At 61.3% G+C, this 25,673-nt stretch carries 18 protein-coding genes and 1 tRNA gene; 6 read left to right on the top strand and 13 right to left on the bottom strand.

Translation table 11 applies throughout. From position 1 onward, the window contains the following. Positions 1-3 precede the first annotated feature (3 nt). Both ACKUUJ_RS02635 and pknB read left to right on the top strand, forming a co-directional pair. Positions 4-2,874, top strand: a complete 2,871-nt coding sequence (locus tag ACKUUJ_RS02635) for an FtsW/RodA/SpoVE family cell cycle protein (protein WP_409064568.1) — start codon at positions 4-6, stop codon at positions 2,872-2,874. A gap of 132 nt (positions 2,875-3,006) precedes the next feature. Continuing rightward, a complete protein-coding gene (pknB, locus tag ACKUUJ_RS02630; RefSeq protein WP_409064567.1) occupies positions 3,007-4,956 on the top strand; it encodes a Stk1 family PASTA domain-containing Ser/Thr kinase in 1,950 nt (649 codons plus the stop codon). A gap of 300 nt (positions 4,957-5,256) precedes the next feature. Here pknB and ACKUUJ_RS02625 read toward each other — a convergent pair. The 7 genes from ACKUUJ_RS02625 to ACKUUJ_RS02595 all read right to left on the bottom strand — a co-directional run bounded on the left by ACKUUJ_RS02625 (position 5,257) and on the right by ACKUUJ_RS02595 (position 12,451). Further along, positions 5,257-5,332: transfer RNA gene (locus ACKUUJ_RS02625), tRNA-Arg, on the bottom strand. Between the two features lie 135 nt (positions 5,333-5,467). Continuing rightward, positions 5,468-5,866 (bottom strand): DUF956 family protein, encoded by a 399-nt coding sequence (locus ACKUUJ_RS02620; RefSeq protein WP_409064566.1) that lies wholly within the window; start codon positions 5,864-5,866, stop codon positions 5,468-5,470. Between the two features lie 120 nt (positions 5,867-5,986). After that, positions 5,987-6,907, bottom strand: coding sequence for a PTS system mannose/fructose/sorbose family transporter subunit IID (locus ACKUUJ_RS02615; protein ID WP_035136639.1), 921 nt, complete (start codon positions 6,905-6,907; stop codon positions 5,987-5,989). Positions 6,908-6,923: 16 nt separating this feature from the next. Continuing rightward, complete coding sequence (locus ACKUUJ_RS02610) at positions 6,924-7,742, bottom strand: PTS mannose/fructose/sorbose transporter subunit IIC (protein ID WP_409064565.1); 819 nt, start codon at positions 7,740-7,742, stop codon at positions 6,924-6,926. 18 nt (positions 7,743-7,760) lie between these two features. Continuing rightward, positions 7,761-8,750, bottom strand: coding sequence for a PTS sugar transporter subunit IIB (locus ACKUUJ_RS02605; RefSeq protein WP_329738902.1), 990 nt, complete (start codon positions 8,748-8,750; stop codon positions 7,761-7,763). A 405-nt stretch (positions 8,751-9,155) separates the two neighbouring features. Then, positions 9,156-9,584 (bottom strand): hydrogenase maturation nickel metallochaperone HypA, encoded by a 429-nt coding sequence (locus ACKUUJ_RS02600; RefSeq protein WP_409064564.1) that lies wholly within the window; start codon positions 9,582-9,584, stop codon positions 9,156-9,158. Positions 9,585-9,673: 89 nt separating this feature from the next. After that, on the bottom strand, positions 9,674-12,451 hold the full coding sequence (locus tag ACKUUJ_RS02595) for an FAD-dependent oxidoreductase (RefSeq protein ID WP_409064563.1): 2,778 nt from the start codon (positions 12,449-12,451) through the stop codon (positions 9,674-9,676). Between the two features lie 188 nt (positions 12,452-12,639). Between ACKUUJ_RS02595 and ACKUUJ_RS02590 the strand changes: the two genes are divergently transcribed. From ACKUUJ_RS02590 to ACKUUJ_RS02580, 3 genes are all read left to right on the top strand, one after another. After that, on the top strand, positions 12,640-13,302 hold the full coding sequence (locus ACKUUJ_RS02590; RefSeq protein ID WP_409064562.1) for a TetR/AcrR family transcriptional regulator: 663 nt from the start codon (positions 12,640-12,642) through the stop codon (positions 13,300-13,302). A gap of 63 nt (positions 13,303-13,365) precedes the next feature. Continuing rightward, complete coding sequence (locus ACKUUJ_RS02585) at positions 13,366-14,373, top strand: DUF5692 family protein (RefSeq protein WP_409064561.1); 1,008 nt, start codon at positions 13,366-13,368, stop codon at positions 14,371-14,373. 236 nt (positions 14,374-14,609) lie between these two features. Then, positions 14,610-16,112 carry a hypothetical protein gene (locus ACKUUJ_RS02580; protein ID WP_409064560.1) on the top strand — a complete coding sequence of 501 codons (1,503 nt, stop codon included), beginning with the start codon at positions 14,610-14,612 and terminating at the stop codon, positions 16,110-16,112. Positions 16,113-16,244: 132 nt separating this feature from the next. Here the strand turns inward: ACKUUJ_RS02580 and ACKUUJ_RS02575 are convergent, their stop codons facing one another. Next, positions 16,245-16,418 carry a hypothetical protein gene (locus tag ACKUUJ_RS02575; protein WP_196022358.1) on the bottom strand — a complete coding sequence of 58 codons (174 nt, stop codon included), beginning with the start codon at positions 16,416-16,418 and terminating at the stop codon, positions 16,245-16,247. A gap of 131 nt (positions 16,419-16,549) precedes the next feature. After that, complete coding sequence (gene clpB / locus ACKUUJ_RS02570) at positions 16,550-19,177, bottom strand: ATP-dependent chaperone ClpB (protein ID WP_409064559.1); 2,628 nt, start codon at positions 19,175-19,177, stop codon at positions 16,550-16,552. 593 nt (positions 19,178-19,770) lie between these two features. On the opposite strand from clpB, the gene ACKUUJ_RS02565 reads away from it, so the two are divergent. After that, positions 19,771-20,313 carry a hypothetical protein gene (locus tag ACKUUJ_RS02565; RefSeq protein WP_409064558.1) on the top strand — a complete coding sequence of 181 codons (543 nt, stop codon included), beginning with the start codon at positions 19,771-19,773 and terminating at the stop codon, positions 20,311-20,313. Between the two features lie 265 nt (positions 20,314-20,578). Here the strand turns inward: ACKUUJ_RS02565 and ACKUUJ_RS02560 are convergent, their stop codons facing one another. From ACKUUJ_RS02560 to ACKUUJ_RS02545, 4 genes are all read right to left on the bottom strand, one after another. Next, on the bottom strand, positions 20,579-22,879 hold the full coding sequence (locus ACKUUJ_RS02560) for a hydratase (RefSeq protein ID WP_409064557.1): 2,301 nt from the start codon (positions 22,877-22,879) through the stop codon (positions 20,579-20,581). Between the two features lie 388 nt (positions 22,880-23,267). Continuing rightward, positions 23,268-23,684: a heat shock protein transcriptional repressor HspR gene (locus ACKUUJ_RS02555; RefSeq protein ID WP_409064556.1), complete on the bottom strand. Its 417-nt coding sequence runs from the start codon at positions 23,682-23,684 to the stop codon at positions 23,268-23,270. 72 nt (positions 23,685-23,756) lie between these two features. Further along, a complete protein-coding gene (locus ACKUUJ_RS02550; RefSeq protein ID WP_006235211.1) occupies positions 23,757-24,722 on the bottom strand; it encodes a DnaJ C-terminal domain-containing protein in 966 nt (321 codons plus the stop codon). Between the two features lie 108 nt (positions 24,723-24,830). Then, positions 24,831-25,673, bottom strand: coding sequence for a nucleotide exchange factor GrpE (locus ACKUUJ_RS02545; RefSeq protein WP_409064555.1), 843 nt, complete (start codon positions 25,671-25,673; stop codon positions 24,831-24,833).

The following is a 25,673-nucleotide window of genomic DNA, read 5'->3' as shown; positions in this document are numbered from 1 at the left end:
CTTATGAGTCGCCGTAATACCGAACTGCTCTTACTCATCGCCTCGGCGTTCCCCGTCATCCTGCTGTATGCGATGTACGTGCTCACCGCAGGCGCCGCCATCTCGTTTGAGACACTTGCCGTTCCGATCGGTCTCTTTGCCGCCTTCGCCGCGGCGCATATCGCCGTGCGCATTCTGGCACCCGGCGCCGACCCGGCCATCCTGCCCATCGTCTTTGTTCTTTCGGGCATTGGCATCACGTTTGTGACGCGCTTGGCGCCCACGCTCGCCATCTCGCAGCTCGTCATCCTGTTTATCTCGGTGGCGTTGATGGTAGGTACGCTTGCGCTGGTCAAAAACCTCGACGTAGTCATGCGCTACAAGTACACCTTTGGCATCATCGGCATCATCTTGCTGATGCTGCCCATCTTTATCGGCACCACGATCTCGGGCTCTAAACTGTGGATTCGCATCGCCGGCTTTACCATTCAGCCCGGCGAGTTCGCCAAGGTCTTTATCGTGCTGTTCCTAGCCGGTTACCTGGCCGAGAACCGCGAACTGCTCTCTATCTCCAACCGCAAGATCTTGGGTCTTAAGATTCCGCGTCTGCGCCTGCTGCTGCCGCTGTTCGCAGTCTGGGGCGTATGCCTGCTCGTCGTTGTCTTCGAACGTGACCTGGGCTCGGCCTTGCTGTTCTACACCATCTTCTTGCTGATGCTCTACGTTGCCACGGGTCGCTTCTCGTATGTCATCATCGGCCTTGTGCTCTTGGCCGTGGGGGCCGTGGGTGCTTACAAGTTCCTGTCGCACGTCCAGGTTCGTTTCCAGATCTGGGCCGATCCCTTTAAGGATGCACAGGGCCAGGGCTACCAGATTGTCCAGTCCCTCTTCTCGCTGGCCGACGGCGGCCTTGTTGGCGTCGGCATTGGCAACGGCATGGCCAACAACATCCCCGTCGTCGAGTCCGACTTTATCTTCTCGGCTATCGGCGAGGAGATGGGCCTTTTGGGCGGTGGCGCCGTTCTTATCCTGTTTATGCTCTTTGCCGTACGTGGCCTGACCACGGCAGCCCGTGCCAAGTCCGACCTTGCCGCCTTTAGCGCCACTGGTCTTACGGCCGCCATCAGCTTCCAGGCGTTCTTGATCGTTGGCGGCGTTACCCGCCTGATCCCGCTGACCGGCGTCACCCTGCCCTTTATGAGCCAGGGCGGCTCCTCGCTGCTGGCAAGCTTTATCATCGTCGCGCTGCTGCTGCGCGCCGGTGACGAGGCAACCGGTCGCGAGGCCGAGCTCACCGGCACCGGCACCATGGCCGCCATCACCGACGACCAGGTCGCCTCGGCGGTCTCCCCGGCTGGCACGCGCTTCGCCACCTCGTCTTCGCACAACCGCGGCAGCCACTCCGCCGGCTCGCGCATGCGCCGTCGCCTGCTCGACACGCCCGAATCCGGTGTGCTCGGCCGCGTGGCGCTCGCCAATCGACTGACCCGCGCCGTGCTCGCCTTTACGGCACTATTCGCCATCCTTATCGGCAACCTCACCTATGTCCAGGTCATCAAGGCCAAGGACTATCAGGACATGCCGACCAACAACCACACCATCGCCCGCTCCAAGTACATCCAGCGCGGCTCCATCATCACGTCCGACGGCGTGACGCTGGCCGAGTCGCTGCAACAGGAAGACGGCACCTACGCCCGCTCCTACCCCAACGGAAACATGGCCGCTCACGTGGTGGGCTATGTAAGCCAGCAGTACGGCACCGCTGGTGTCGAGAGCGTCATGAACGAAACGCTCACCGGCTCCAAGGATTACTCCAGCTGGGACAACGCCCTCGCGTCGCTCGCGGGCCAAAACCAACCGGGCAACACCGCCAAGCTCACCATCGACTCGCGCATCCAGACGGCTGCCGAGCAGGCACTCAAGGGCTTTAAGGGTGCCGTGGTGGTTATGGATCCGCGCACCGGCGCGGTCCTCGCATGCGCAAGCTCGCCCACCTATGACAACACCAACATCGATGCCCTGATGCAGTCGGGCGGTGGCGAGGACGGCTCCATGTACGACCGCGCCATGGACGCTCTCTATACCCCGGGCTCGACCTTTAAGGTCGTCACGCTTTCCGCGGCACTCGAAACCGGCACCGCCAGCCTTACCAGCACGTACCAGGCGCCCGGCTCCATGGATATCGGCAACGCGCCGGTCACCAATTACGCCAACGAGAGCTACGGTACCATCAGCCTGCAACAGGCCTTTGCCGTGTCGTCCAACGTCGTCTTTGGCCAGGTGGCCAACGAGATCGGCGCCAGCTCGCTCGTCCAGTTTGCCAACGCCTTTGGTTACGGCCAAAAACTCGGTCAGGACCTGACCACCGCGGCTTCCATCATGGCCGACCCCTCGCTCATGACCGAGTGGGAGACCGCCTGGGCAGGCGCCGGTCAGCCTGTCGGCATGGACCACACGCCAGGTCCGCAGACCACCGTCATGCAAAACTGCGTGATAGCTGCGGCCATCGCCAACAGCGGCGTGGTCATGGACCCGTTCTTCGTGGCCCAGGTGCTCGCCCCCGACGGAACCGTGGTCAAGACCACGCAATCTCGCTCGCTCGGCCAGGCCGTCAGCGCCACCACGGCTGATCAGGTCAAGCAGGCCATGCTCGCGGTTGTCCAGTCCGGCACCGGCACCGATGCCCAGATTCCGGGCGTCAAGGTCGCCGGCAAGACCGGATCGGCCGAGACCGGCGGCACCAACGTCAACTCGATGTTCGTCGGCTTCGCACCTTACGATTCACCCACGGTCGCCATCTCGGTGGCCTTGGAGGATTACGACAAACACGACGTCAAGGCAGCCAAGATCGCCGGCATCGTCCTGACCGCGGCACTTGCCGCCCAAGGAGCGTGATGCCCGTGATCGAAGCGGATACTTGGGGCGCGCCGCGGCCGATGAGCTAGCGGCAAGGCGCCACGCGGCCCCAGCGGCCATAGATTTGGTACTACACACATCGTTGAGCGAATAAGTTAGTTAGGAGCAGGAATGGAACAGAGGGTCCTCGGGGGAAGATACCTCCTCAAGGATAAGGTGGGGACGGGCGGCATGGCGACCGTCTTCCGTGCGCAAGATCAGGTCCTCGACCGCACGGTTGCCGTCAAGATCATGCTGCCGCAGTATGCCGGCGACGCCACCTTCGCCGCCCGCTTTAAGCAGGAGGCCCAGGCAGCAGCAGGTCTCTCCTCCCCCTATATCGTGGGCGTCTACGATTGGGGCAAGGATGGCGATACCTACTACATCGTCATGGAGTACCTGCGCGGTACCGACCTTAAGAGCGGCATCAAGAGCCATGGCGCCCTCGATCCCAAGAAGGTCGCGCAGATCGGCTCGCAGATCAGCTCTGCGCTTTCGGTCGCCCACAAGCACGAGATTATCCACCGCGACATTAAGCCGCAAAACATCATGGTGCTGCCCGACGGCAACATCAAGGTCATGGACTTTGGCATCGCGCGTGCAAAGAACAGCCACCTCACGCAGGACAACAATGTACTGGGCACCGCCCACTACGTAAGCCCCGAGCAAACGCGCGGTCAGGACCTCGGTCCCACCTCGGATATCTACTCCCTGGGCGTCGTGATGTACGAGTGCGCCACCGGTCGCGTCCCCTTTGACGGCGACGACGCCATCTCGGTTGCGCTCAAGCAGGTAAACGAGCTGCCGGTTCCGCCGAGCCAGATCAACTCCGGCGTCGATGCCGATCTGGAGCGCATTATCCTCAAGTGCATGGAGAAGGACCCGGCGAACCGCTTCCAGACGGCAGACGAGCTGCGCCAGGTGCTCAACAACTACCTGTCCGGCCGCGCCGTCAACGTCTCCGAGCCCACGCGCATCATTGGCGCCGCGGGCGACCTGGGCGCCACCAAGACCCGTGAGCTGTCTGACTCCACGCGTGCTATGGTTCGCCCCGTATCGGGCGTAAGCGGACAGACCAACCCCCGCAGCGCCGTTTCGGGTTCCACGGGCTCCTACGAGGTCGATCAGCCCAAGTCCAACAAGAACAAGATTATCGCCGCCGTAGTCGCCGCAATCGCCGTGGTTGGCGTTGTGGTGGCCTTCGCCACCGGACTCTTCGGGGGCGAGCAGGTTACGGTGCCCGATGTGCTTAACAAAGACCAGCAGACCGCTATCGAACAGATCAAGGAGGCCGGCCTTGAGGTCGGAACCGTCGACCAGAGCTATAACGACGATGTCGACGAGGGCAAGGTTGCCGAGCAGACCCCCAACGGCAACACTAAGAAGCCCAAGGGCTCCAAGGTGAACCTGGTGATCTCCAAGGGCCCCAAGCCCTCCGAGAAAGTTGAGGTTCCGCAGCTCGTCGGCCTGACCAAGGACCAGGCCGAGGCCGCGCTGGCAAGCGTGGGCCTGAAGGGCAACGCAACCGAGGAGGCCAACGAGGCTGACGAAGGCCAGGTCTTTGAGCAGGGCACTGATGCCGGCAAGGAAGTCGAGAAGGGCACGACCATCTCGTATAAGGTCTCCAGCGGTCCTGACACCACCTCCGTCCCGGATCTGACCGACATGACCGAGGCCCAGGCACGCAACGCCCTTGACATGGCCGGTTTTGGCGTCGACGTGAGCTACCAGGAGAACGATTCCGTCACCGAGGGCACCGTCATTAGCTGGAACCCCAGCGGCAAGCAGAAGCCCGGCGCCACGATCACCGTCGTCATCGCCAAGAAGTCCGGCAAGGCCAGCGTTCCGGGCAACCTGTACGGCAAGAGCATCTCCGCCGCCGTCACCGCGCTCAACAACGCCGGGTTCTACAACATCGCATTCTGCGATCAGAACGGCAACCCCGTGAGTGGCAACGAAAACGCCACCGTGACGGGCGTCTCCCCCACCGGCAAGCAGTCTACCGACAACACGATCACGCTGACGGTTTCGGTTTCTGGCTCTGGTACTGATTCAGGCGACGATTCCGGCACGACCAACTAGTCATCAAGACGTTGCCCACAACGGCTGATGACGCAAACACATTCGCTCAACGGCGCCCGTTTGTCCCCCCGGCAAACGGGCGCTTTCTTTATCTGAAGCAGCAAAAACTACGGCATGCCTTTAGACCAGAAGAGCCCGGCACCATAGCGGTACCGGGCTCGATATTTCTCTGGTGCCCCCGGGCGGATTCGAAAACTCCCCCCGCGGGGAAATTGGTGACGCGGGCGTCGACGGTCCGAATCCGCCGGCGGTCCCCACAAACCAGAAACGGCGCCGCTATCGCGACGCCGTCATATTCTCTGGTGCCCCCGGGCGGATTCGAACCGTCGACACCCGCTTTAGGAGAGCGGTGCTCTATCCCCTGAGCTACGGAGGCATGTTGTACTAGTGTAGCAGATTTACTGCATCGCCATACGTCGCATGACTAGACTTCGAAGTTGCGGTGGAATAGTTCCTGTCTGAAGCATCTAAAGCCGTATTTAGGAACTATTTCACCGCAACTTATGAGGAGCTAGTTGCCTTTGTGGAAGAGGTTTTTGATGACGGAGGGGATGCTCTTGGCGCCCTTGGCCGTCACATCGATAAAGTCGGGCGAACGCACGAGCTTATTCTCGTCGATGTACTTGCGGACCGCGCGAAGCGTCTCTTTGTCGTCACGCGTCGAAAACGTAAAGTGACCGTTGTCCTTGGTGAAGATGGCAAAACGCGTGATCTTCTTGGTGCCGCGCAAAACCTCGGCGGCAATATAGTCGACCTCGTCCCACGGGATTTGAATATAATCCTCGGGATTGCGCTCGTTATAGTACTCGAACGCCTTATTGCCCACCATCACGTTACCGTGGCTGGTAAGCCCCATCAGGCAGGTTGCCGGCGTTGCCAGATCGACCGTGCTGTTCTGAGATTGCGCCATACGCGCCTCGCCCTCCAATTAAAACAATCGGACCGCATCCAGTGTACCCACCGGGTGCGGTCCGTTTCAATGGCTCAAAAGCCCTTACCTAGCAACTCTCGGTCTTAAGCCGAAGCGTGCTTACATGAAGCCGCAGAAACGACCGATGATGCCGACGGCGAAGAGAGCCAGGATGATGACGATCGGGCTAACCTTCTTCTTGAGGAGCTTGCAGACCAGCAGGGTCAGGCACACGGCGGCAAGGCCGGGGATGAGCTGATCGAGGTTACCCTGGAGCGTGGTGACCTTCATCTGATCAAGGGCGGTAGCACCGACGGAGTTGTACATCGTCAGCGCTTCCTTGATACCCTCGGAACCGGAAGGCAGGCTAGCCCAGTCGATAAAGGCGCCAGCAGACTGCTTGACCGTGGAGACGATCGGGGTGAAGGAAATGGACACCCAGCGCTCGACCAGGGCGCCGATGATGAACATACCCAGGATGGAAGCGCCCTCGGTGACCTTGCCCATCAGACCGCCGGAGAGGTCCTTGGCGATAGAGGAGCCGACCTTGTAGCCAAACTCCTGTGTGTACCACAGGAAAGCGTAACGGATGATGTTCCACGCGAAGAAGAACAGCAACGGACCGACGATGCTGCCGGACATGGCCAGGGAAGCGCCCAGAGCGCCCAGAATCGGGCGAAGGGTGAACCAGAAGACGGGGTCACCGACGCCGGCGAGCGGGCCCATCATACCGACCTTGACGCCCTGGATGGCGACGTCATCGATCGGAGCACCGTTGGCGCGCTCCTCCTCGAGGGCGAGGGTAACGCCAATGACGGGGGCGGAAACATAGGGGTGGGTGTTATAGAACTCCAGGTGGCGCTTAAGCGCGGCAATCTGGTCATCCTTGCTGGTGTAGAGCTTCTTGATCGCAGGGATCATTGCGAAGCACCAGCCGCCGTTCTGCATACGCTCGTAGTTCCACGAGCCCTGAAGGAACTGATGACGGAAGCAAACCTTCTTACGGTCAGCCTTGGTGAGCTGAATCTTGTTCTCTGCCATATGTATCACTCCCCTCCTACTCGTAATCGTTCAGAATGTCGCCGAGCGGGTCGCCGGAGCCACCGCCCGTGCCGCCACCCTGCTTGGCCAGATCCTTAAGGCCAAGGTAGATGAGGGCAAGGGAGATGCCGATGAGGCCAAGGGCGATCAGCGTGAGCTGAGGGATGGCAGCAAGGACAAAGCCGAGGATGAAGAACGGCCAGGTCTCCTTGGTGGCCATCATGTTGATGACCATGGCGTAACCGACGGAAGCGACCATGCCGCCGCCGACGGCCATGCCGCCGGACAGCCAGTCGGGCATAGCGTTAGGCGCGTTGGTAACAGCCTCGGCCGGGATAACGCACAGAAGTACTGCCGGGATGGCGATACGAAGGCCCTGCATGAGGATGGCAGCGTACTGCCAGCGCTCGATGCCGGAGAAGTCGCCCTTCTCGGCGCAACCGTCCATGGCGTGAGCGATAGCGGTAGCAATGGTACGGCAGATCATGGTCAGGAACAGACCAGCGACCGACAGCGGGACGGCGACGGCGATGGCCGCGGTAACGGCCTTGGCCGAATCAGTGGCGCCGCCGTTGAGGGCGAGCACCATGATGATCGAAGAAGCGACCGAGGCCAGAGCGGCGTCAGGCGCGACGGCGGCGCCGACGTTAGCCCAGCCAAGGGCCATCATCTGGAGCGAACCGCCCAGGAGGATGCCCTCCTGAAGGTGACCGGTTACGAGACCGATAAGCGTGCATGCCACGAGCGGCTGATGGAACTGGAACTCATCCAGAATGCCTTCCATACCGGCAAGCAACGCGACAATCGCAACAAGCAGAATAGTGATTGCAGACATGTATCGGACCCTCCTTTACTATGCTTGAGCGGCCAGTTCGGCCTTAGCTTTCTTCAACATGGCGTCGAGATCCTCGGAGGCATCCGAAGGAACCTTGCGGACCTCGAACTTGACGCCCTTGGCCTTGAGGGCCTCGAGGGTCTTAACGTCGTCATCGCCCATAGCGACGGCGTTGGTGACGACGACCTTGCCCTTGGAGTGAGCCATGGAACCGATGTTGACTTCCTTGATGTCGACGCCGGCCTCGATGGCCTTGAGCAGATCCTGCGGGTTCTCGAAGAGCAGCATGGCCTTGGTGTCGCCAAAACGCGTGTCCTTGACGACCTCGGCCATCTTCTTGATAGGCACGACGTTGGCATGGACTCCCGGAGGGGCAGCCTGCTCGATCATGGTCTTGCGGAGCTCGTCGTGAGCAACGCCGTCGGAAACCACGATGATGCGGTTGGGGTTGATCTGCTTGGTCCACGTGGTAGCCACCTGACCATGCAGCAGACGGGTGTCGATACGGACGTGGGCAATCTTGATATGCCCGTCGCCGATAACCGTTCCCGGAGGGATGGCGCCTGCAGGAGCAGCGGCGGCCGCAGCCGGCTTCTTCTCCTCGGGCTCCAGAGACTCGGGCTTGACGCGCACGCCAGCCTTAGCCTCAGTCACGAGATGTTTTGCGATCGCATGTGCAGTGTTCTTTGCGTCAAAGCGCTGCGAATATGCCTCGATGAGCATAGGCAGGTTGACACCGGTGACGATAGCCCAGGAATCGTGGCCCTCGATGAGCCCGCTGATCTGGTTGAACGGCGTGCCGCCCCACAGATCAACGAGGAAGAGTACCTGCTCCTGGTCGTCGAAGGAAGCGACTGCTTCCTCGACCTTAGCACGGAAGTCGTCGGGGCCCATGCTCGGCTCGAGCGAGACCACGGCCACAGACGGCTGATCGCCAAAGACCATCGAGCCCGTCTGCTTGATTCCAGCTGCCAAGTCCCCGTGGCTAGCAAGAACAATACTTACCATCACATAACCTCCTTTTTGTCTACGTAATTCCTACACGACATGAAAGGAGTATACCTGTTTGGTTTGTGGAATTATAGCTAAATCCGCAAAAGGTTGGATTATTTGTTTAAACGTCTAAGTTTGTTACAAATTGATTACGTTGCTGGTTTTCGACTCATTACCCGCCAGAGCGTCGCTCATCAAGCCATGTACTTTACAGATACAAGCAGGCTGTTCATTAATAATGATTTTAAGCAAGTGCGAATGTACTTGTACTACTGCTATTTTGTTTAAACAGACATGACTTGACTATTTTCGTGACTTATGCACTACGAAACTACTCAAAAAAGTTGCGGTGGAATAGTTCTTGTTTAAGAGCCAGAAGGCTGGATTTAGGAACTATTTCACCGCAACTTATAGGGGATTCTAGGCGATGTGGAGAGGGTTGGCGGCATCGACGGCATCGGGGGCGTCGGAGGGGTCATCGGGGACAGCGCCTGCCGGGTCCTCGTCGGGGGTCTCGATCTGCTTAATCATGACCTCCTGGCCCTGCAGCAGGTATGTTTCGCCGCTGCCACAATGAGGGCAGGTCTTGCCGTGCTCGACGGTCGCATAGTCGCGGCCGCACACCTCGCAATGCGTCACGGCCTCGACAAGCTCCACAAGAAGCTCCGCACCCTGCGCGATGGACTTTTTATCTGCCGCCCAGCGCCAGGCGTCGAGCAGGAGATCGGGAACGACGCCCGAGACCTCGCCCAGCAGCAGCGTGACGCTCGAAACGCGACTCACGCCATTGGCGCGCGCCACGTTCTCGACATCGCGAATGATGTGATAGACGATTCCCAATTCATGCAAGGTAGAAACCTTTCAACAACGGTTAGTGCGATGTCAGCCAAACGTCAGTGAGCGACGCTCTGCGCCGCTCACTGACTTGTCAGGTTCTTTTACTTCTTCCCAAATTTAATCTTAATTGCACGCTTCAATGCGTACTTGCCGAGGCTTGGGAGCTTTTGCTCGTATTTGACCATCGTTGAGCACTCGGGGCGGTCGCGATCCAGATGGATGGCGTCGAACGCGCACTTGGTGGTGCACAGGCCGCAGCCGATGCACTTGTTGGGATCGACGATCGAGGCACCGCAGCCCAGGCAGCGGGCGGTCTCGGCGCGCACCTGCTCCTCGGTAAAGGTCTCGACGTACTCGCTAAAGGGTGCAGCCTTCTCGCGGTCGCGGTCGACATGCGCCACCTCGCGGCTCGCGTTGTCGTAGCTCTCGATCACGACATCGTCGCGGTCGAGCGCGGTGTAGCGAAGCTGATTGCGGCCGATGGTGAGCGTGGATCCCGGCTGCACAAAGCGATGGATGGACACGGCGGCCTCGTGACCGGCGGCGATGGCGTCGATGGCAAAGCTCGGACCGGTGTAGACGTCGCCGCCCACAAAGACGTCGGGCTCGGCAGTCTGATAGGTCTGGGGGTCGGCAAGAGCACCCTGGCCGCGGCCAAGCTCCACCTTGGAGCCAGCCAGCAGGTCGCCCCACACAATGGACTGGCCAATCGACATGACGACACGGTCGGCATCAACACGGCGCAGATCGTTCTCGTCGTACTCGGGCGCAAAACGACCCTCGTCGTCATAGACGCGCGTGCAGCGCTTGAAGGTGATGCCGCACACACGACCGGCCTCGTCCAGGTGAACCTCCTTGGGGCCCCAGCCGCAGCTGATGTGGGCGCCGTCCTCAACGGCCTCGCGACGCTCCTCCTCGCTGGCGGGCATCTGAGCCTCGCTCTCCAGGCAGAACATCTCAACGTGCTCGGAGCCCAGACGGCAGGCGTTGCGTGCGACGTCGATAGCCACGTTGCCGCCGCCCACCACGATGGTGCGGCCGGGCAGCGCGTCGATCTTGCCACTGTTGACCTCGCGCAAGAAGTCGACGGCCACGGTCACGTCCTCGGCATCCTCGCCCGGAATACCGGCGAGGCGACCACCCTGGCAGCCGATGGCAACATAAAAGGCCTTAAAGCCCTGCTCGCGCAGCTCGTCGAGCGTCACATCGCGACCGACCTCCACACCATAGCGGAACTCGGCACCCATCAGGCGAATGATCTCGACCTCGGCCTCGATAACATCCTTCTGCAGCTTAAAGCTGGGAATGCCATAGGTGAGCATGCCGCCCGGGCGCTCATTCTTCTCGAATACGACGGGCTTGTAGCCCTTCTCGGCCAGATAGAAGGCGCAGGACAGACCGGCCGGGCCGGCACCGATAATGGCGATCTTCTGATCGAAGCCGCCAGCGCGCGTCGGCGTCACCACGGGCGGGACATAGCGGGTCGCGGCATCCAGATCGCGCTGGGCGATGAACTTCTTGACCTCGTCGATAGCCACGGCGGCATCCACGCGACCACGGGTGCAGGCATCCTCGCAGCGGCGATTGCACACACGCCCGCAGATGGCGGGCAGCGGGTTCTCGCGCTTAATGAGTGCTAGGGCCTCGTCATAGCGACCCTGCGCCGCGAGCTTCAAATAGCCCTGAACGGCAACGTGCGCGGGGCAGGCCGTCTTGCAGGGCGCGGTGCCGGACTCGTGCGTCTCGATACGGTTATCGTTGCGGTAGTTGGGCGACCACTTGGTGTGGTCCCACTTGGTGGCATCGGGCAGCTCCTGGCGCGGATACTCGGGCACCCGTCCGCCGGCCTTTTTGCTGCAGAGCTTCTGGCCGAGCTTGGCGGCGCCGGCCGGGCACACCTCAACGCAGCGACCGCAGGCCACACACTTGTCCTTCTCGACCTTAGCGACATAGGCCGAGCGCGAAAGATTGGGCGTGTTGAACAGCTGCGAGGTGCGCAGGGCGTAGCACACGTTGACGTTGCAGTTGCAGATGGCGAAGATCTTGTTCTCGCCGTCGATATTGGTGATCTGGTGCACAAAGCCGTTGTCCTCGGCCTGGCGCAAGATGTCGTAGACCTCCTCGCGCGTCACATAGTGGCCGCGGTCGGTCTCAACCACATAGTCGGCCATATCGCCCACGGCGATGCACCAGTCGGCGGGGTCGTCGGCGCAGCCCTCGCCCATCACGCGACGGCTCGCGCGGCAGCTGCAGGTACTGGCGGCATACTTGCCCTCGTATTTGTCGAGCCAATGCTCGATATGCTCGATCGGCACCGAGGTGCTCGAAGCATCGATAGCCTTCTCGACCGGAATGACGTGCATGCCGATGCCAGCGCCGCCGGGCGGCACCATCGGCGTGGCCTTGGACAGCGGTCCCTTAGACGCCTGCTCAAAGAACTTAGCATAGACCGGATGCTCCTCGAGCTGGCTCACGCGCATGTTGAGGAACTCGGCAGAACCCGGCACCAGCATGGGCAGCACCCACTGCTTGGCGCGCTCGGGGTTTTCCCAGTTGTACTCGAGCAAGCCCGTGTAGCTCATGTCGTCGAGCATCTTCTCGATCTGGGCCTCGGGCATGCCGGTGAGCTTGACCATCTCGGGCAGCGTGTAGGGACGGCGCATCTTCATCTTGCAGAGTACCTCGGCCTGCTCGTCAGTCGCGGCCTCGGCAAACGACCAGTACTCGTAGCCCAGCAGCTCGTCGCGATGCAGCAGGCGGTTAGTGCAGTGCTCGCACAGTTTGACGATGGCCTCGCGCGGATGCTCCGGCAGCGGCGGCACAAACTCCGCACCGATATCGGGCTCGGTGTAGCTAATCCCCGGTCCGTTGAGAATCATAGTCGTCCCTTCTCTTGTCGCAGCCTGGCAGGCACGCAGCGCCCCTCTTTTTACGGGCTCGACATGCCCCCACGCCGTTCACCCGTTATTGTTGACATTGTGTCAAAAACAGTATTGACGAACCGTCAACAATATTCAAGACTGTTAGGCGAACGGTCAGGCTCAAACGGATGAAAGGCGGCAAGCACATGAGCAGTAACGCAGCGAACACCTCTGTGGCCGACGCCGTCCCCGCGCCCGACAGCACGGCAAAGCGCTTGACGGGCGACGAACGCCGTCGCGAGATCCTCGATGCCGTGCGCACCGTGAGCTCCGAGCTGGGCGTGTCTCATCTTTCGGTATCGGCCGTGACCAAGCGAGCCGGCTGCACGCGCTCGCTGTTCTACCACTACTTCGCTGACATGGACGCCGCCGTCACCGCCGTCATGGACGAGGCAATCGACGGTTTTATCTCCGAGCTCGAGCAGTGGAATGCCAACCGCACGGTTGGCGACATCGAAGGCGCACTCGACACCGTCGCCCCGCTCTTTAAGCGCCTGGTCGCCAGCGGCCACGAGCTGCCGAGTACGCTCACCTCAAGCAGCGGCGCGCTCTACGGCGGCTTTTTGCACAACGTAGTCCAGCGCGTGGCGCAGTATATCTGCGACACCACCGTGGTGGATTTTGTCACCCATCATGAGCTACGCATCGACCATGTCTACGAGACGTTCTACACCCTCATCATGGGGTTGTTGATGTATATCCGCACGCACCCCGATGTGCCCGACGAGACGGTCAAGGAAATCATCGCCTCGACGCTCCACATCGAGGGCTACACCGCCAAGTATCCGGAGCGCAAACCCCAGAACTGACGACATTTGGCCAAACTGTCCGCGATCAGAAGAGGGGCCGCGGGCGTGTGAAAGGAGAGCAGCATGCTGTTCGATGTTTGGGGTAGCGATACCCTTATCCACTGGGCCGGCTGGGCCATGGTCTTTATTGGCCTGATCGTGCTCAACGAGGTCGGCCGCCGCACCAAGCTGGGCGCGGCGATCATCTTTGGCGTGGCTCCGCTGGCCATGACCATCTACTGCGTCTCCATCGCCATCGGCGTCTCACAGGGCGCCGAGTGGGCGCTCGCCAACCCCACCCATGTGTACCAGAACAGCTGGTTCCACTACGCCAAGGTATACGCGGCGCTGGCCGGTTGCTGGGGCTTCATTGCCATTAAGTACCAGTGGGGCAAGATCGGCAAGGCGCATTGGTTCCGCGCATGGCCGTTTGTGATCGTCGCCATCAACATCATGATCGCCGTCGTGTCCGACTTCGAGAGCGCCTATCACTTCTTTGTCCTGGGCGAGTCCACCTGGGTCACCTCCGAGGGCGCCAGGCAGCTGGCCGGCTGGAACAACGTGTTCAACGGCATCGCCGGTATCATCAACATCTTCTGCATGACCGGTTGGTGGAGCGTCTACGCCTCCGAGGACAAGACCGACATGCTGTGGCCCGACATGACCTGGGTCTACATCATCGCCTACGATATCTGGAACTTCTGCTACACCTACAACTGCCTGCCCACCCACTCCTGGTTCTGCGGCTTTGCGCTGCTGCTGGCGCCCACCGTCGCCGCCTTTATCTGGAACAAAGGCGGCTGGATCCAGAATCGCGCCTTTACGTTGGCCATTTGGTGCATGTTTGCCCAGGTGTTCCCGTACTTCCAGGAGGAGTCCATCTTTGTGACCCACTCCACGCTCGACCCCGGCGCCGCCACCGCGGTCTCGATTGCCGCGCTGGTCGCCAACGTCGCCGCGATCATCTACATCGCCTACCGCGCCAAGAAGCTCGGCCGCAATCCCTACAAGCAGGATGTCTTTGAGGGCACCAGCGATTGGGAGAAGGCTACCGCTCGTCGCGCCAAGGTGGATTACGCGCACGCCGAGTAACATGTTGGTCGCTGTTGGCGCCTGGGCATAGGCCCGCTCGCCAGATTTTCAATCCAATGTCTCGCAGAGCCCCCGGAAAGCGTTTCGCTCGCTTTTCGGGGGCTTTTGTCATTGCGTCTCTATTCATCTATTCAAAAACATGCGCATATATAAAATCGGATTTCAAATCATGCGGCGGCTCTATAGGGTCCCGTTTTTGGGTACAGTGTTGTCCCGATATTGAGCTTGGGGGATATATGAAAGATGAGACGACGGGCCAAGAGGACGCGGTCCAAGATGCAGAAGCGTGTGCCGAGGCCCTGGAGAGCCTAGACCGGATTTCGCTTGACGATGTTGCGTTTGGCAATTCGAGCGTTGATGTACAGGATGAGTCGGAAATCGAGGCGCAGCCCGATGATCAGGATGCAAAAGACGATGGCGCCGCGCCCACCGAAGACGAGGCGGGGCACGAGGAATCCGAATGCGAGGCCGACGACCAGCCCGAATCCGACACGAGCGAGGAAACCATCTTGCTCGACAACTTGCCGGCCGAAGATTCGCTGACCCGCGAGCTCCCTGGCTTAGGCTCTGCGCCTGCCGTGGACGAGACCATCGCCATGGGCGATATTCCCCTGCCGTCCGTTCCCTCGGCACGCGAAGCCGAGGTTCGTCATCGTAAGATGTCGCCCAAGCGCCGCAACCTGATGGTTGCCGGCGTTGTGGCCGTCGCGCTCGTCGCCGGCGGCGCAGGCTATGCTGCCTGGAACGGATATCAGCAAGAGCAGGCTGCCGCTGTCGCCGCCAGTGCGCACACGATGATGTCGGTGCAAATTGGCGTGCATGCCGCGGGCCTCGACTGCTCAACTGGCTCCAAGATTCCCGTGCAGGTGAGCGGACAGGATTCCGACGGTTCTTCCGTGAGCGAAACGCTCTACGTTGACGAGCATGGTCGCGGCATTAAGCTGCTGCCCGGCGATTACACGTTCTCCATTGCTGGATCCCCCATCGCGGAAGACGGCACCATCTACACCGTCCCGACCACCAAGGCGCAGGTCACCATTAAGAGCGATGGGCAGGATCTGCGCGCTCAAGCCACCTTTAAGCTCAAGGTACCTTCGGCCGACACGGTGACTGACGACCAGATCGATGCCGCCGCCAAGTATGCCGAGGAAGGGGGCGCAAGCTCTGCCGCCGCGGCAAAGATACTCCAGCAGGCGGCAATTACGCGCCGCGATGCCGCCGCCAACGCCGTAAGCGCAAGCGAGGCTCAGTCCGCCCGCGATGCCGACGCTCGGCACAAGGCGACGAACCTGTATCAGCTCGATATTCCGGTTGAGTGGTATGGCAAGGTCGCAACCTGGCAAAACGGCAGCACGCTGTGCATTTATCTGGACAGCGACACCAACACACCGCTCGTGACGCTTGTCGCAGTGCGCGACGGCGAGACCTTTACCCCCGATGACGGCGATACGGTTTTGGGCACGGTCAGCCTGGGCAACGGCTACACCGTCTACGCCAGCGGCCCTGTCTATCCGTACGTGATTCCGCAAACCATCAACGGGCGCACGCAGAACCCCGTGTCGACCTACCCCATGGACCAGGCTATTGAACTTGTCGAGCTTACGACCGGCAACCGCTACACCTATAGCCAGATTAAGAACGACCTGGTTGGCAAAGACGGCAACGCAGACGCCGCGACCAAACTCGAGACCGACTACCTCGCCCAGATTCTCCTGCCAAGCATCAAAGCCCAGGACTAGCCGGCCCGAAGACAGCCGCCCAACACCCACATCCCTAACGCAGTTGCGGTGGAATAGGGACGGTTTTTGCTGATCAAACTGCAAAACAGTCCCTATTTCACCGCAACTTATTGGTGGCCTTTTGGGTGGCACTCAGCGCCACGGGTCGGCTTCGAACATCGGCTCGCGCTCGGGGCGGCGGTCGCTGTAGGGATCGTAGCCGTCGTCGTCCTCGTTCTCGGCACGGATATAGGGGTCGCGCGGCTTGGGTGCCGGTCTGGACGTGGGCTTGGGCGCCGGCGCGCTTGTCTTGATCTCGTCTTTCATCTGCATAACTCCTTGCATCGCATCCGTTCAGCATCATCGATTGTCGCACGAAAAAGGGCGGCGGACCCAATTGGATCCGCCGCCCTTGGCGTTTAGAGACGACTGGCAGATTTTAAGGCATGACCCAAAATCTACTGAGCGTCGGGGACCTCGTAGGTGGCCGCCGGCGTATTGTCGCACACGACGGTAAAGCCGCCGTCCTTGTCGACATCGACCGTCACCTGATCGCCCTCGCGCACCGTGCCGTCGATGATAGCGGCGGCGATGGCATCCACGACCTCGCGCTGCACCAGACGCTTGAGCGGACGGGCGCCAAAGACCGGGTCCAGGCCGCCCACGGCGAGCATCTGCTTGGCCGCCGGGGTGATGGCAAGCGTCATGCGCTCCTTGGCCAGACGCGCGCGGACGTCGGCGAGCTGGATGTCGACAATCTTCTCGATCTGCGCCATGCCGAGCGGATGGAACACCACGATATCGTCGATACGGTTGAGGAACTCGGGACGGAAGGTCTGAGCCATGGCCGCGTTGACCTGATGGCGCATCTCCTCCTCGTCCTTGCCGGAAAGCTCGGCGATAGCCTTGGAGCCCACGTTAGACGTCATGATGATAATCGTGTTCTTAAAGGACACTTGGCGACCCTGACCGTCGGTCAAACGGCCGTCGTCGAGCACCTGCAGCAGCACATTAAAGACATCCGGATGGGCCTTCTCCATCTCGTCGAGCAAGATCACGGAGTAGGGGCGACGGCGTACGGCCTCGGTGAGCTGGCCGCCCTCGTCGTAGCCCACGTATCCCGGGGGCGCACCGATCAGACGCTGGACGCTGAACTTCTCCATGTACTCGGACATGTCGATACGCACGAGCGCGCGCTCGTCATCGAACAGGCACTCGGCAAGCGCCTTGGCGAGCTCGGTCTTGCCCACGCCGGTGGGGCCCAGGAAGAAGAAGCTGCCGATGGGCTTGTCCGGATCGGAGAGGCCCGCACGGCTGCGGCGCACAGCTGCGGCAACGGCGGAGACGGCCTCGTCCTGGCCGATGACGCGCTTATGCAGCTCGCCCTCCAGACCCTTCAGCTTGTCGAGCTCACCCTGCATCATCTTGGAGACGGGCACGCCGGTCCAGGCGCTCACGACCTCGGCGATCTCATCAGAGGTCACCTGTTCGTTGAGACCCTCGCCGTCCTGCTGCTTTTGTGCCTCGAGCGCAGCCTCGGAATCCTGAATCTGCTGTTGCAGGCCCGGAATCACAGAGTAGCGCAGCTCGGACGCGCGGCCCAGATCGCCGTTGCGCGTCGCGCGCTCCTCTTCGCTCCTGGCCTCGTCGAGCTGTCCCTTGAGCTCCTGCACGTGGTCGATGGCGTTCTTCTGGTTGAGCCAGCCAGCCTTTTGCACGTTGAGTTTTTCCTGGACCTCGGCAATCTCTTGGCGCAGAGCCTCCAGACGCTCCTTGGAGGCGTCGTCGGTCTCCTTCATGAGCGCCTGCTCCTCGATCTGCAGCTGGGTGAGCTGACGCGTGGTGGCGTCGATCTCGACCGGCATACTGTCGAGCTCCATGCGCAGGCGGCTTGCAGCCTCATCGACCAAGTCGATGGCCTTGTCGGGCAGGAAACGGTCGGCGATGTAGCGATCGGAGAGGTCGGCGGCAGCCACGAGCGCGCTATCGGTGATGTGCACGCCGTGGAAGATCTCGTACTTCTCCTTGAGGCCACGCAGGATCGAGATGGTGTCCTCGACGGTAGGCTCGCTCACCATAACGGTCTGGAAACGACGGGCGAGCGCCGCGTCCTTCTCGATGTACTTGCGGTATTCGTCGAGCGTGGTCGCGCCGATCGCGTGCAGGTCGCCACGGGCGAGCGCCGGCTTGAGGATGTTGCCGGCGTCCATGGAGCCCTCGGTGGCACCCGCGCCCACGATGGTGTGGAGCTCATCGATGAACAGGATGACCTTACCTTCGGACTTCTGCACCTCCTTGAGCACGGCCTTTAAGCGGTCCTCGAACTCACCACGGTACTTGGCGCCGGCGACCAGCGCGCTCATGTCGAGCTCGATGAGGTCGCGGTCGCGCAGGGTGCTTGGCACGTCGCCGGCCACGATACGCTGGGCGATGCCCTCGACGATAGCAGTTTTACCGACGCCCGGCTCGCCGATGAGCACGGGGTTGTTCTTGGTACGACGAGACAGGACCTGGATGGTACGACGGATCTCATCGGTACGGCCGATGACCGGGTCGAGCTTGCCGGCGCGGGCGAGGTCGCAAATGTTGCGACCGTACTGCTCCAGCGCCTCAAACTGGGTCTTGTCCTCGGCAGACGTCACGCGGTCATCGCCACGCAGCTCCTCGTAGACTTGCTCGATGCGCTCCTTGGTCACGCCGGCGTCGCGCAGAACGCGGCCGGCCTCACCCTTGTCCTCGGCAAGCGCCATCAGCAGATGCTCGGTCACCACAAAGCTGTCGCCCATCTTGGTGGCCTTCTTCTCGGCCTTCTCGATGACGCGGACGAGCTCATTGGAAAGACCCATCTGCTGGCCCTCGCCCGAAACCTTAGGCGCATGGTCGATGGCATCCTGCGTGGAGCGTGCAAGCTGGGCCGGGTCGGCACCGATGCGCTCGATGATCACGGAGATATTGCGCTCGCCGGCACCGAGCAGGGCAGACAGCAGGTGAATCGGCTCCACCGCGCCGGCCTGCGCATCGGCAGCCGTGCTCATGGCGGTCTGCAACGCCTCGCGCGACGTCATTGCTAGCTTATCGATTCTCATGGAATCACCTCTCTTGGGGCGGCCGCCCTACGGGGCGGCTTCACGTTGTTCGAGAAGTATTGTTGCCAGCTTTGTGCGATCTTATACATAAATCTAAGTCTCTATATATAAGATTTTATGAGTGATTGAGGGATAGGGTACTGAGATGTCAGCCCGCCGCTGCCCAGGCGCACTACCGTCTCGATCTGTAACATCTAGCAGCCATTTTTGATCCTAGATGTTACAGATCGAGAGAAAATGGCCAGCGGCAACCGTTTGTCTCAATCTGTAACATCTACTCGGCAAATTAGGGTCTAACTGTTACAGATCGAGACAAACCGAGAACCACCGCAAAGGGGACAGGCACCTTTGTGGTGGTTCTCGGTTTCGACGTCCAGCTGTCACACGTTATGGGATTAAAATTGAATCGTTAGCTGAGATTATTCATTTGTCATCGAGCTTGCCTGCTCTTTCTCTCGAGGAGCGCATATGAAGCCGTCTCATTCCACCGGTCGCAACGTCATCGCCATTCTCGCCATACCCATCGTGAGCTCTTCCTTATCGTCATCACGCCCTTTTCTTTTGGTATCGACTCGCCCTTCGATCTTTGCGGGATGATCGACGCCGGCTCGCGTGCCACCTCGCTCTCCTTTGTCTGCCGTGGCGTGTTCTACGAATATGCAATTCCCACCGGAAGTTGGCAGTCCAAGTTACCGTTGCTCGGCAAGGTCGACGGATGCTCCCCCTATTTCTGCCTTGAACCTCAGACGATGAATTATTTGATCGACGACCAGCCCCTCGACTCCATCACCCTCGCCTACGACTACGCACCAAACACCGATGAGCGCCACATGAACCAAGTCCTCGACAAGATGCTTGGACAGTGCGGGCTCACCGAGGAGGCCGGTCGAACCATCTATAGCAACCAGCAATTAAAGCGAACAGAACTCCGCCGTGTCGGAAAAATCAAAGGGCGAAACGGGGCTGCCTACTGGCAGGCCTGGGCGACACGCGACAAGAGCGAATTCGGGCACAGCACCTATACGGTCACCGTCTACACCAAAGATGGAATCAAGGACGATGTTGACGATTTCGCGTCATCCAAACTCGGCATCCCCAAAACAACCAAACCCGCCAACCCGGATGAAATTCTGTAGAGCCGCTCATTGACATACCGCTCAACGATCACAACAACATCGAGCTCGTTCCCCACCGCCACAAAGGTGCCTGTCCCCTTTGTGGTGGTTTTCGACAAAAAGAAGCCGCCCCAATATAAAGAGGCGGCATCAAGCAGGTCTATTTTTGGCGTCCCTCAAGACCCAACGAGAACGTCGCGGTAGCCCCGGACACACCTTTCCCTCGGGCGACCCTCGCGAAGCGCGTGAGCACGAGGGAAAGGTGTGTCCGGGGCGTACAGCAACGTTACTCGGCAGCGGCCTTGAACTTGTTGTAGTTGATCAGGCAGCCGGCCTTGACGATGGCACGCTCCTCCGCCGTCATATCGGCAATGTAGAGCTTAATCTGCTCAACCACACCATCGGCGCGCACCACGTAGGCGGCGATGTTCTTCAGGTCGCCATCGAGCGCGGCGCGGATACCCGGCACAAAGACGTAGTCGCCCACCTCAAAGTTGGGCTCGGCCTCCATCTGGAAGGGCACCATACCCCAGTTCATCACGTTGGAGCGATAGCGCTTGGTGGCGTACTCGTGGACGATGTTGGCCAGGCCGCCAATTACGCGCTGGCAGCTCGCGGCCTGCTCGCGGGCGGAACCGTCACCGGGCTTCTTGGCGTAGAGCATGGAGCCGTACTCGGTCGCCTTGGCATCGGTCGCGACACCCGCGCCGGCCAGCGCCTCAAACACGCCGGCAAGCTCGGCATCGAGTGCCGCCAGGTCGCCTGCTGCCTCGCCGGCAACGCGGCGCTTTTCCACCACGTCAACCTCCTTGGAGCGACCCACGTAGGCCGGATCGCGACGGCTGAGCGTAAACTCGGCCAGGCCCAGCGGGTTGGAGCGGAAGGAGCTCGTCTCACCCGAAGGAATAAGCTCGTCGGTCGTGGTGACCGGGTCCATGATCTTGGAGCACACCTTAAGCAGGATGTCGTCGCCGAGGGGCTCCATCGCGGGCCACGGCTTGATGTTGGGACCCTCGACCAGCTCGTCGGCAGGCTCCGCCTTGCCAAAGCCCCAGTACACGCGCTTCTTGTACGGCGCATCGTCAAAGGTGTACTCGCAGGCCTCGTCCCAAGTCTCCTCGGGCAGGTCGGTCGCCGGCGTCAGGATGCCGCCGTTGGCAGCCGTCGCCGCAATGGAGCGGGCGTCCATCAGGGCCACGGCGCTCAGCTGGCCATTACCCGGCTTGGAACCCTCGCGGTTGGGGAAGTTGCGCGTGGTGTGGCGGATCGAAAGGCCGTTGTTGGCGGGCGTGTCGCCGGCGCCAAAGCACGGGCCGCAGAACGCCGTGCGCACGATCGCACCGGCCTCCATAAGGTCGTAGATATAGCCGCGACGCGTGAGCTCGAGCGCCACGGGCTGGCTCGTGGGATAGACCGACAGCGAGAACTCGCCGCAGCCGGTGTTGGCGCCCTTGAGCACGCGGGCAGCCTGGACCACGGAGTCGTAGTTGCCGCCCGAGCAGCCGGCGATAACGCCCTGCTGCACGTGCAGCTTGCCATCGACGATCTTGTCGAGCAGGCTAAAGTGCGTCTTGCCCTCGCCGATCTTGGCAGCCTCGAGCTCCACCTCGTGCAGGATGTCCTCGAGGTTCTCGTTGAGCTCGTCGATCTCAAAGCCGTTGGAAGGATGGAACGGCAGCGCGATCATGGGCTTGATGTTCGACAGATCGACCTCGACGCAGCCGTCGTAGTAGGCAACATCGGCGGGCTTGAGCTCGCGGTAGTCGTCGCCGCGGCCATGCATGGTCAAAAACGCGTGCGTATCCTCGTCGGTGGCCCAGATGCTCGACAGGCAGGTGGTCTCGGTGGTCATGACGTCGACACCGTTGCGGTAGTCGGTCGTCATACTCGCGATGCCGGGGCCCACAAACTCCATGACCTTGTTCTTGACGTAGCCCTTGGCAAAGACGGCGCGGATAATGGCGAGCGCCACGTCGTGCGGGCCGACGCCGGGACGCGGGGCGCCCGTAAGGTAGATGGCAACGACACCGGGATAGGCGACATCGTAGGTGTCGCGCAGCAGCTGCTTTGCCAGCTCGCCACCACCCTCGCCCACAGCCATGGTGCCCAGGGCGCCGTAGCGGGTGTGCGAGTCGGAGCCCAGGATCATCTTGCCGCAGCCGGCGAAGTTCTCACGCATAAAGGAGTGGATGACGGCGATATGCGGGGGGACGAAAATGCCGCCGTACTTCTTGGCCGCGGAAAGGCCAAAGACGTGGTCGTCCTCGTTGATGGTGCCGCCCACGGCGCACAGCGAGTTGTGGCAGTTAGTGAGCACGTAGGGCAGCGGGAACTGCTCCATGCCCGAGGCGCGCGCCGTCTGGATGATGCCGACAAAGGTGATGTCATGGCTCGCCATGGCGTCGAAGCGAATCTTGAGCGCCTCGGGGTCGCCGGACGTGTTGTGTGCCTGAAGGATCGAATACGCGATGGTGCCGCGCTTGGCATCCTCGGGCGTCTGCGTAATACCGCGCTCGGCAGCCTCGGCCACAGGCACAACCTCGCTGCCGCCGCACAGGTAGATGCCGTCCTCGTACAGCTTAACCATACTGTCTCCCACTCTGCCCGAAAGGCTCGGGCGCATAGCATACATTCGTTCAATATCGTGCCATAGAACGGTTGCGAGTGGGTTACGAATCTGCACGTTCACTTTATCTCGGTAAAGCATAGAACGAGCCGGGGACGGGAAGACAGGTTTGGCGCAAGGAGTGTCCCCAAGTGCCGGCACAAAAGGAACGTCCCCAATGACTACCAGAGCGAGCAAGGCAACGCCGCAGGTAGAGGACGGACAGCGAGCGACGTCCAGAGCGAACAAGTTGGCATGAAAAAGGCAAGGCATAGACCTTCTGGTCATGCCTTGCCTTTTGAATGACAAATTGTCGCTCTGGGCGGCGCGCAGCGTCGAGCCGTTACGCCGTTCGGCAGAACGGCGTAACCTACAGATCCCCGCCTGCGCCCAAAAGTTTGCGCATGACCTGTTCGGGGTTAACTGAGCCGTCGCGCGGGGCCAGGCAGGTGATCTTCTTCTGCATCTTGTACTCGTGCAGCTCGTCCTCGAGCTGGCGCACGCGAGCACGGAGTTTTTCGTTCTCGCGCTCGCGCTCCTCGGCACGCTCTTTCATATCGAGGATGCGCACCACGCCGGCAAGGTTGATGCCCTCGTCGGTCAGCTGGTTGATGAGCTCCAAGCGCTCGATATCGGCACGCGAATACAGGCGCGTGTTGCCGCCCGAGCGCTGGGGGTTCACCAGGCCCTTGGACTCGTAGACGCGCAGAGTCTGCGGATGCATGCCGGTCAGCTCGGCCGCCACGCTGATCATGTACAGCGGTTTGTTCCTATTGTCCTCGGCCATGCTACCTGACCCCTTTCCGTCTCGTTATCGTCCATCATAAGCCCGCGGGCGTGGTCGTGCGCCGCGACCGCCCTAGTACGTCGCCTTGTAACGATTGACCTTCTCGCGATAGTCGCGCGTGTCGGCCTCGCGCAGCTTGGTCATGGCATCGCGCTCGTCATCAGACAGGTTCGTGGGAACCTGCACCTTGATCTCGACGAGCAGCGCGCCCGTACGGCCACGGTGCTTAACGTCGGGCGCGCCCATCTCCTTAAAGCGGAACTTCTTGCCTGTCTGGGTACCCGCGGGCACCTTCAGACGAACCGTCGCACCGCCGGGCGTCGGCACGTCCACCGTACAGCCGAGCGCCGCCTCGTAGACCGAGACCGGTACCTCCATGGTCACGTCGGCGCCCTTGCGCTTAAACAGCGGGTGCTCCTCCACGTGCGTGGTCACGACCAGGTCGCCGCGCTCGCCACCCGCAACGCCATACTCGCCGCGACGCTTGTAGCGCAGCTTGCCGCCGTCGACCGCGCCCGCAGGCACCGAGACCGTAATGGTCTGCTGCTCGCCTGTCGAGGGAATGCGATAGGTGACCTTGTGCGTCACGCCGCGGAACGCGTCCTCGGCCGAAACATCGACGGTCAGCGACAGGTCGCCGCCCTTGCGAGCACGGCTGCGGCCCGCGCCGGCACCGGCAGCGCCCGCAGCCCCGGCAAAGCCCGAGCCCCAATCGCTGCCCCAAGCGCCGTTGCCGCTAAAGATGCTGTCGAAGATATCGCCCCAGCCGCTGGCGCCCGCGCCGGCACCGTAGCCGCCGCCATACGCGCCGCCCGCGCCCGGCATGCCGCCAAACATGAGCATCTGGTCGTACTCTTTGCGCTTCTTCTCGTCCGAAAGCGTCTCGTAGGCCTCGCTGATCTCCTTAAACTTGGCCTCGTCGCCGCCGGCATCGGGGTGATATTTTTGCGCGAGCTTGCGAAACGCACTCTTAATCTCTTTGTCGGAGGCGCTCTTGGATACGCCCAGGATGTCATAGAAGGTTTTGCCTGCAGCCATCGTAGCTCCTCTCCTGTTATATCCGCCGCCCCTGCGGACGGCGGCTCATACTGTCATATGGCACTAGGCCAGAAAGGGCCCCGGGTGTTGCCCCGGGGCCCTTCTCAATTACTCCTCGGTGCTCTCGGCCGTATCGGCCGTAGCATCCTCGGGCGCCGCTTCGGGCTCCGGTGCGGGGCGCTTCTCGCCACCGTAGGTCACCGTCACCATCGCGGAGCGCAGGATACGATCCGCCATGCGGTAGCCCTTCTGGTACACATCGTTGACGGTCTCGTCATACTGCGATGCGTCCTCGACGCGACCCACAGCCTGGTGCTCGAGCGGATCGAACGCCTCGCCCTTGGGGTCGATGGGCTCAACGCCCTCGTGCGCAAACACGTCGAGCAGCTTGGCATGTACCGCGTCAACGCCATCGACGAACTGCTTAAAGTCGTCGGAAAGCTCCTGGCTGCGGGCATGGTCGATCGCGCGCTCGATATCGTCGATCACCGGCAACAGCGCGGTGACAAGCTTCTCGGTCGCGCGCTCGCGCTCGGCGATGCGCTCGTTGGCGGTGCGGCGACGGAAGTTCTCCCAGTCGGCCTGCAGACGAGCGGTGCGCTCGGTAGCGTCCTTCGCCTTGTCCTCGGCGGCCTTCTGGGCCTCTGCCGCAGCATCGAGCTCATTGCGCACGTCGGCAAGCTCCTTTTGGGCCTGCTCGAACTTGAGCTTAAAGTCGTTGTCGGCGGCTTCCTCACCGGCGCGGATAGCGGCTTCCACCATCTCGTCCTCGGTCATCGTCGCCTCCTTGTTGGAATCCTCTACCTGGTTCTCGGCAGCCTCGGCGGCCGGGGCCTCGTTGGCCTCGGTATCGTCGACGGCCTCTACGGGAATCTTCACGTCCTTCTCCTCAGAGTCAACGGGGGCGGCGCCAGCGGCAGCCGTCTCCGTGCGAGCTTTACGGGCGGACAT

The sequence above is a fragment of the Collinsella sp. wc0583 genome, assembly GCF_046116915.1.
GTDB lineage: Bacteria > Actinomycetota > Coriobacteriia > Coriobacteriales > Coriobacteriaceae > Collinsella.
The sequence above is the reverse complement of the archived record's forward strand: the minus strand, read 5'-3'. Positions and strand labels throughout refer to the sequence as shown.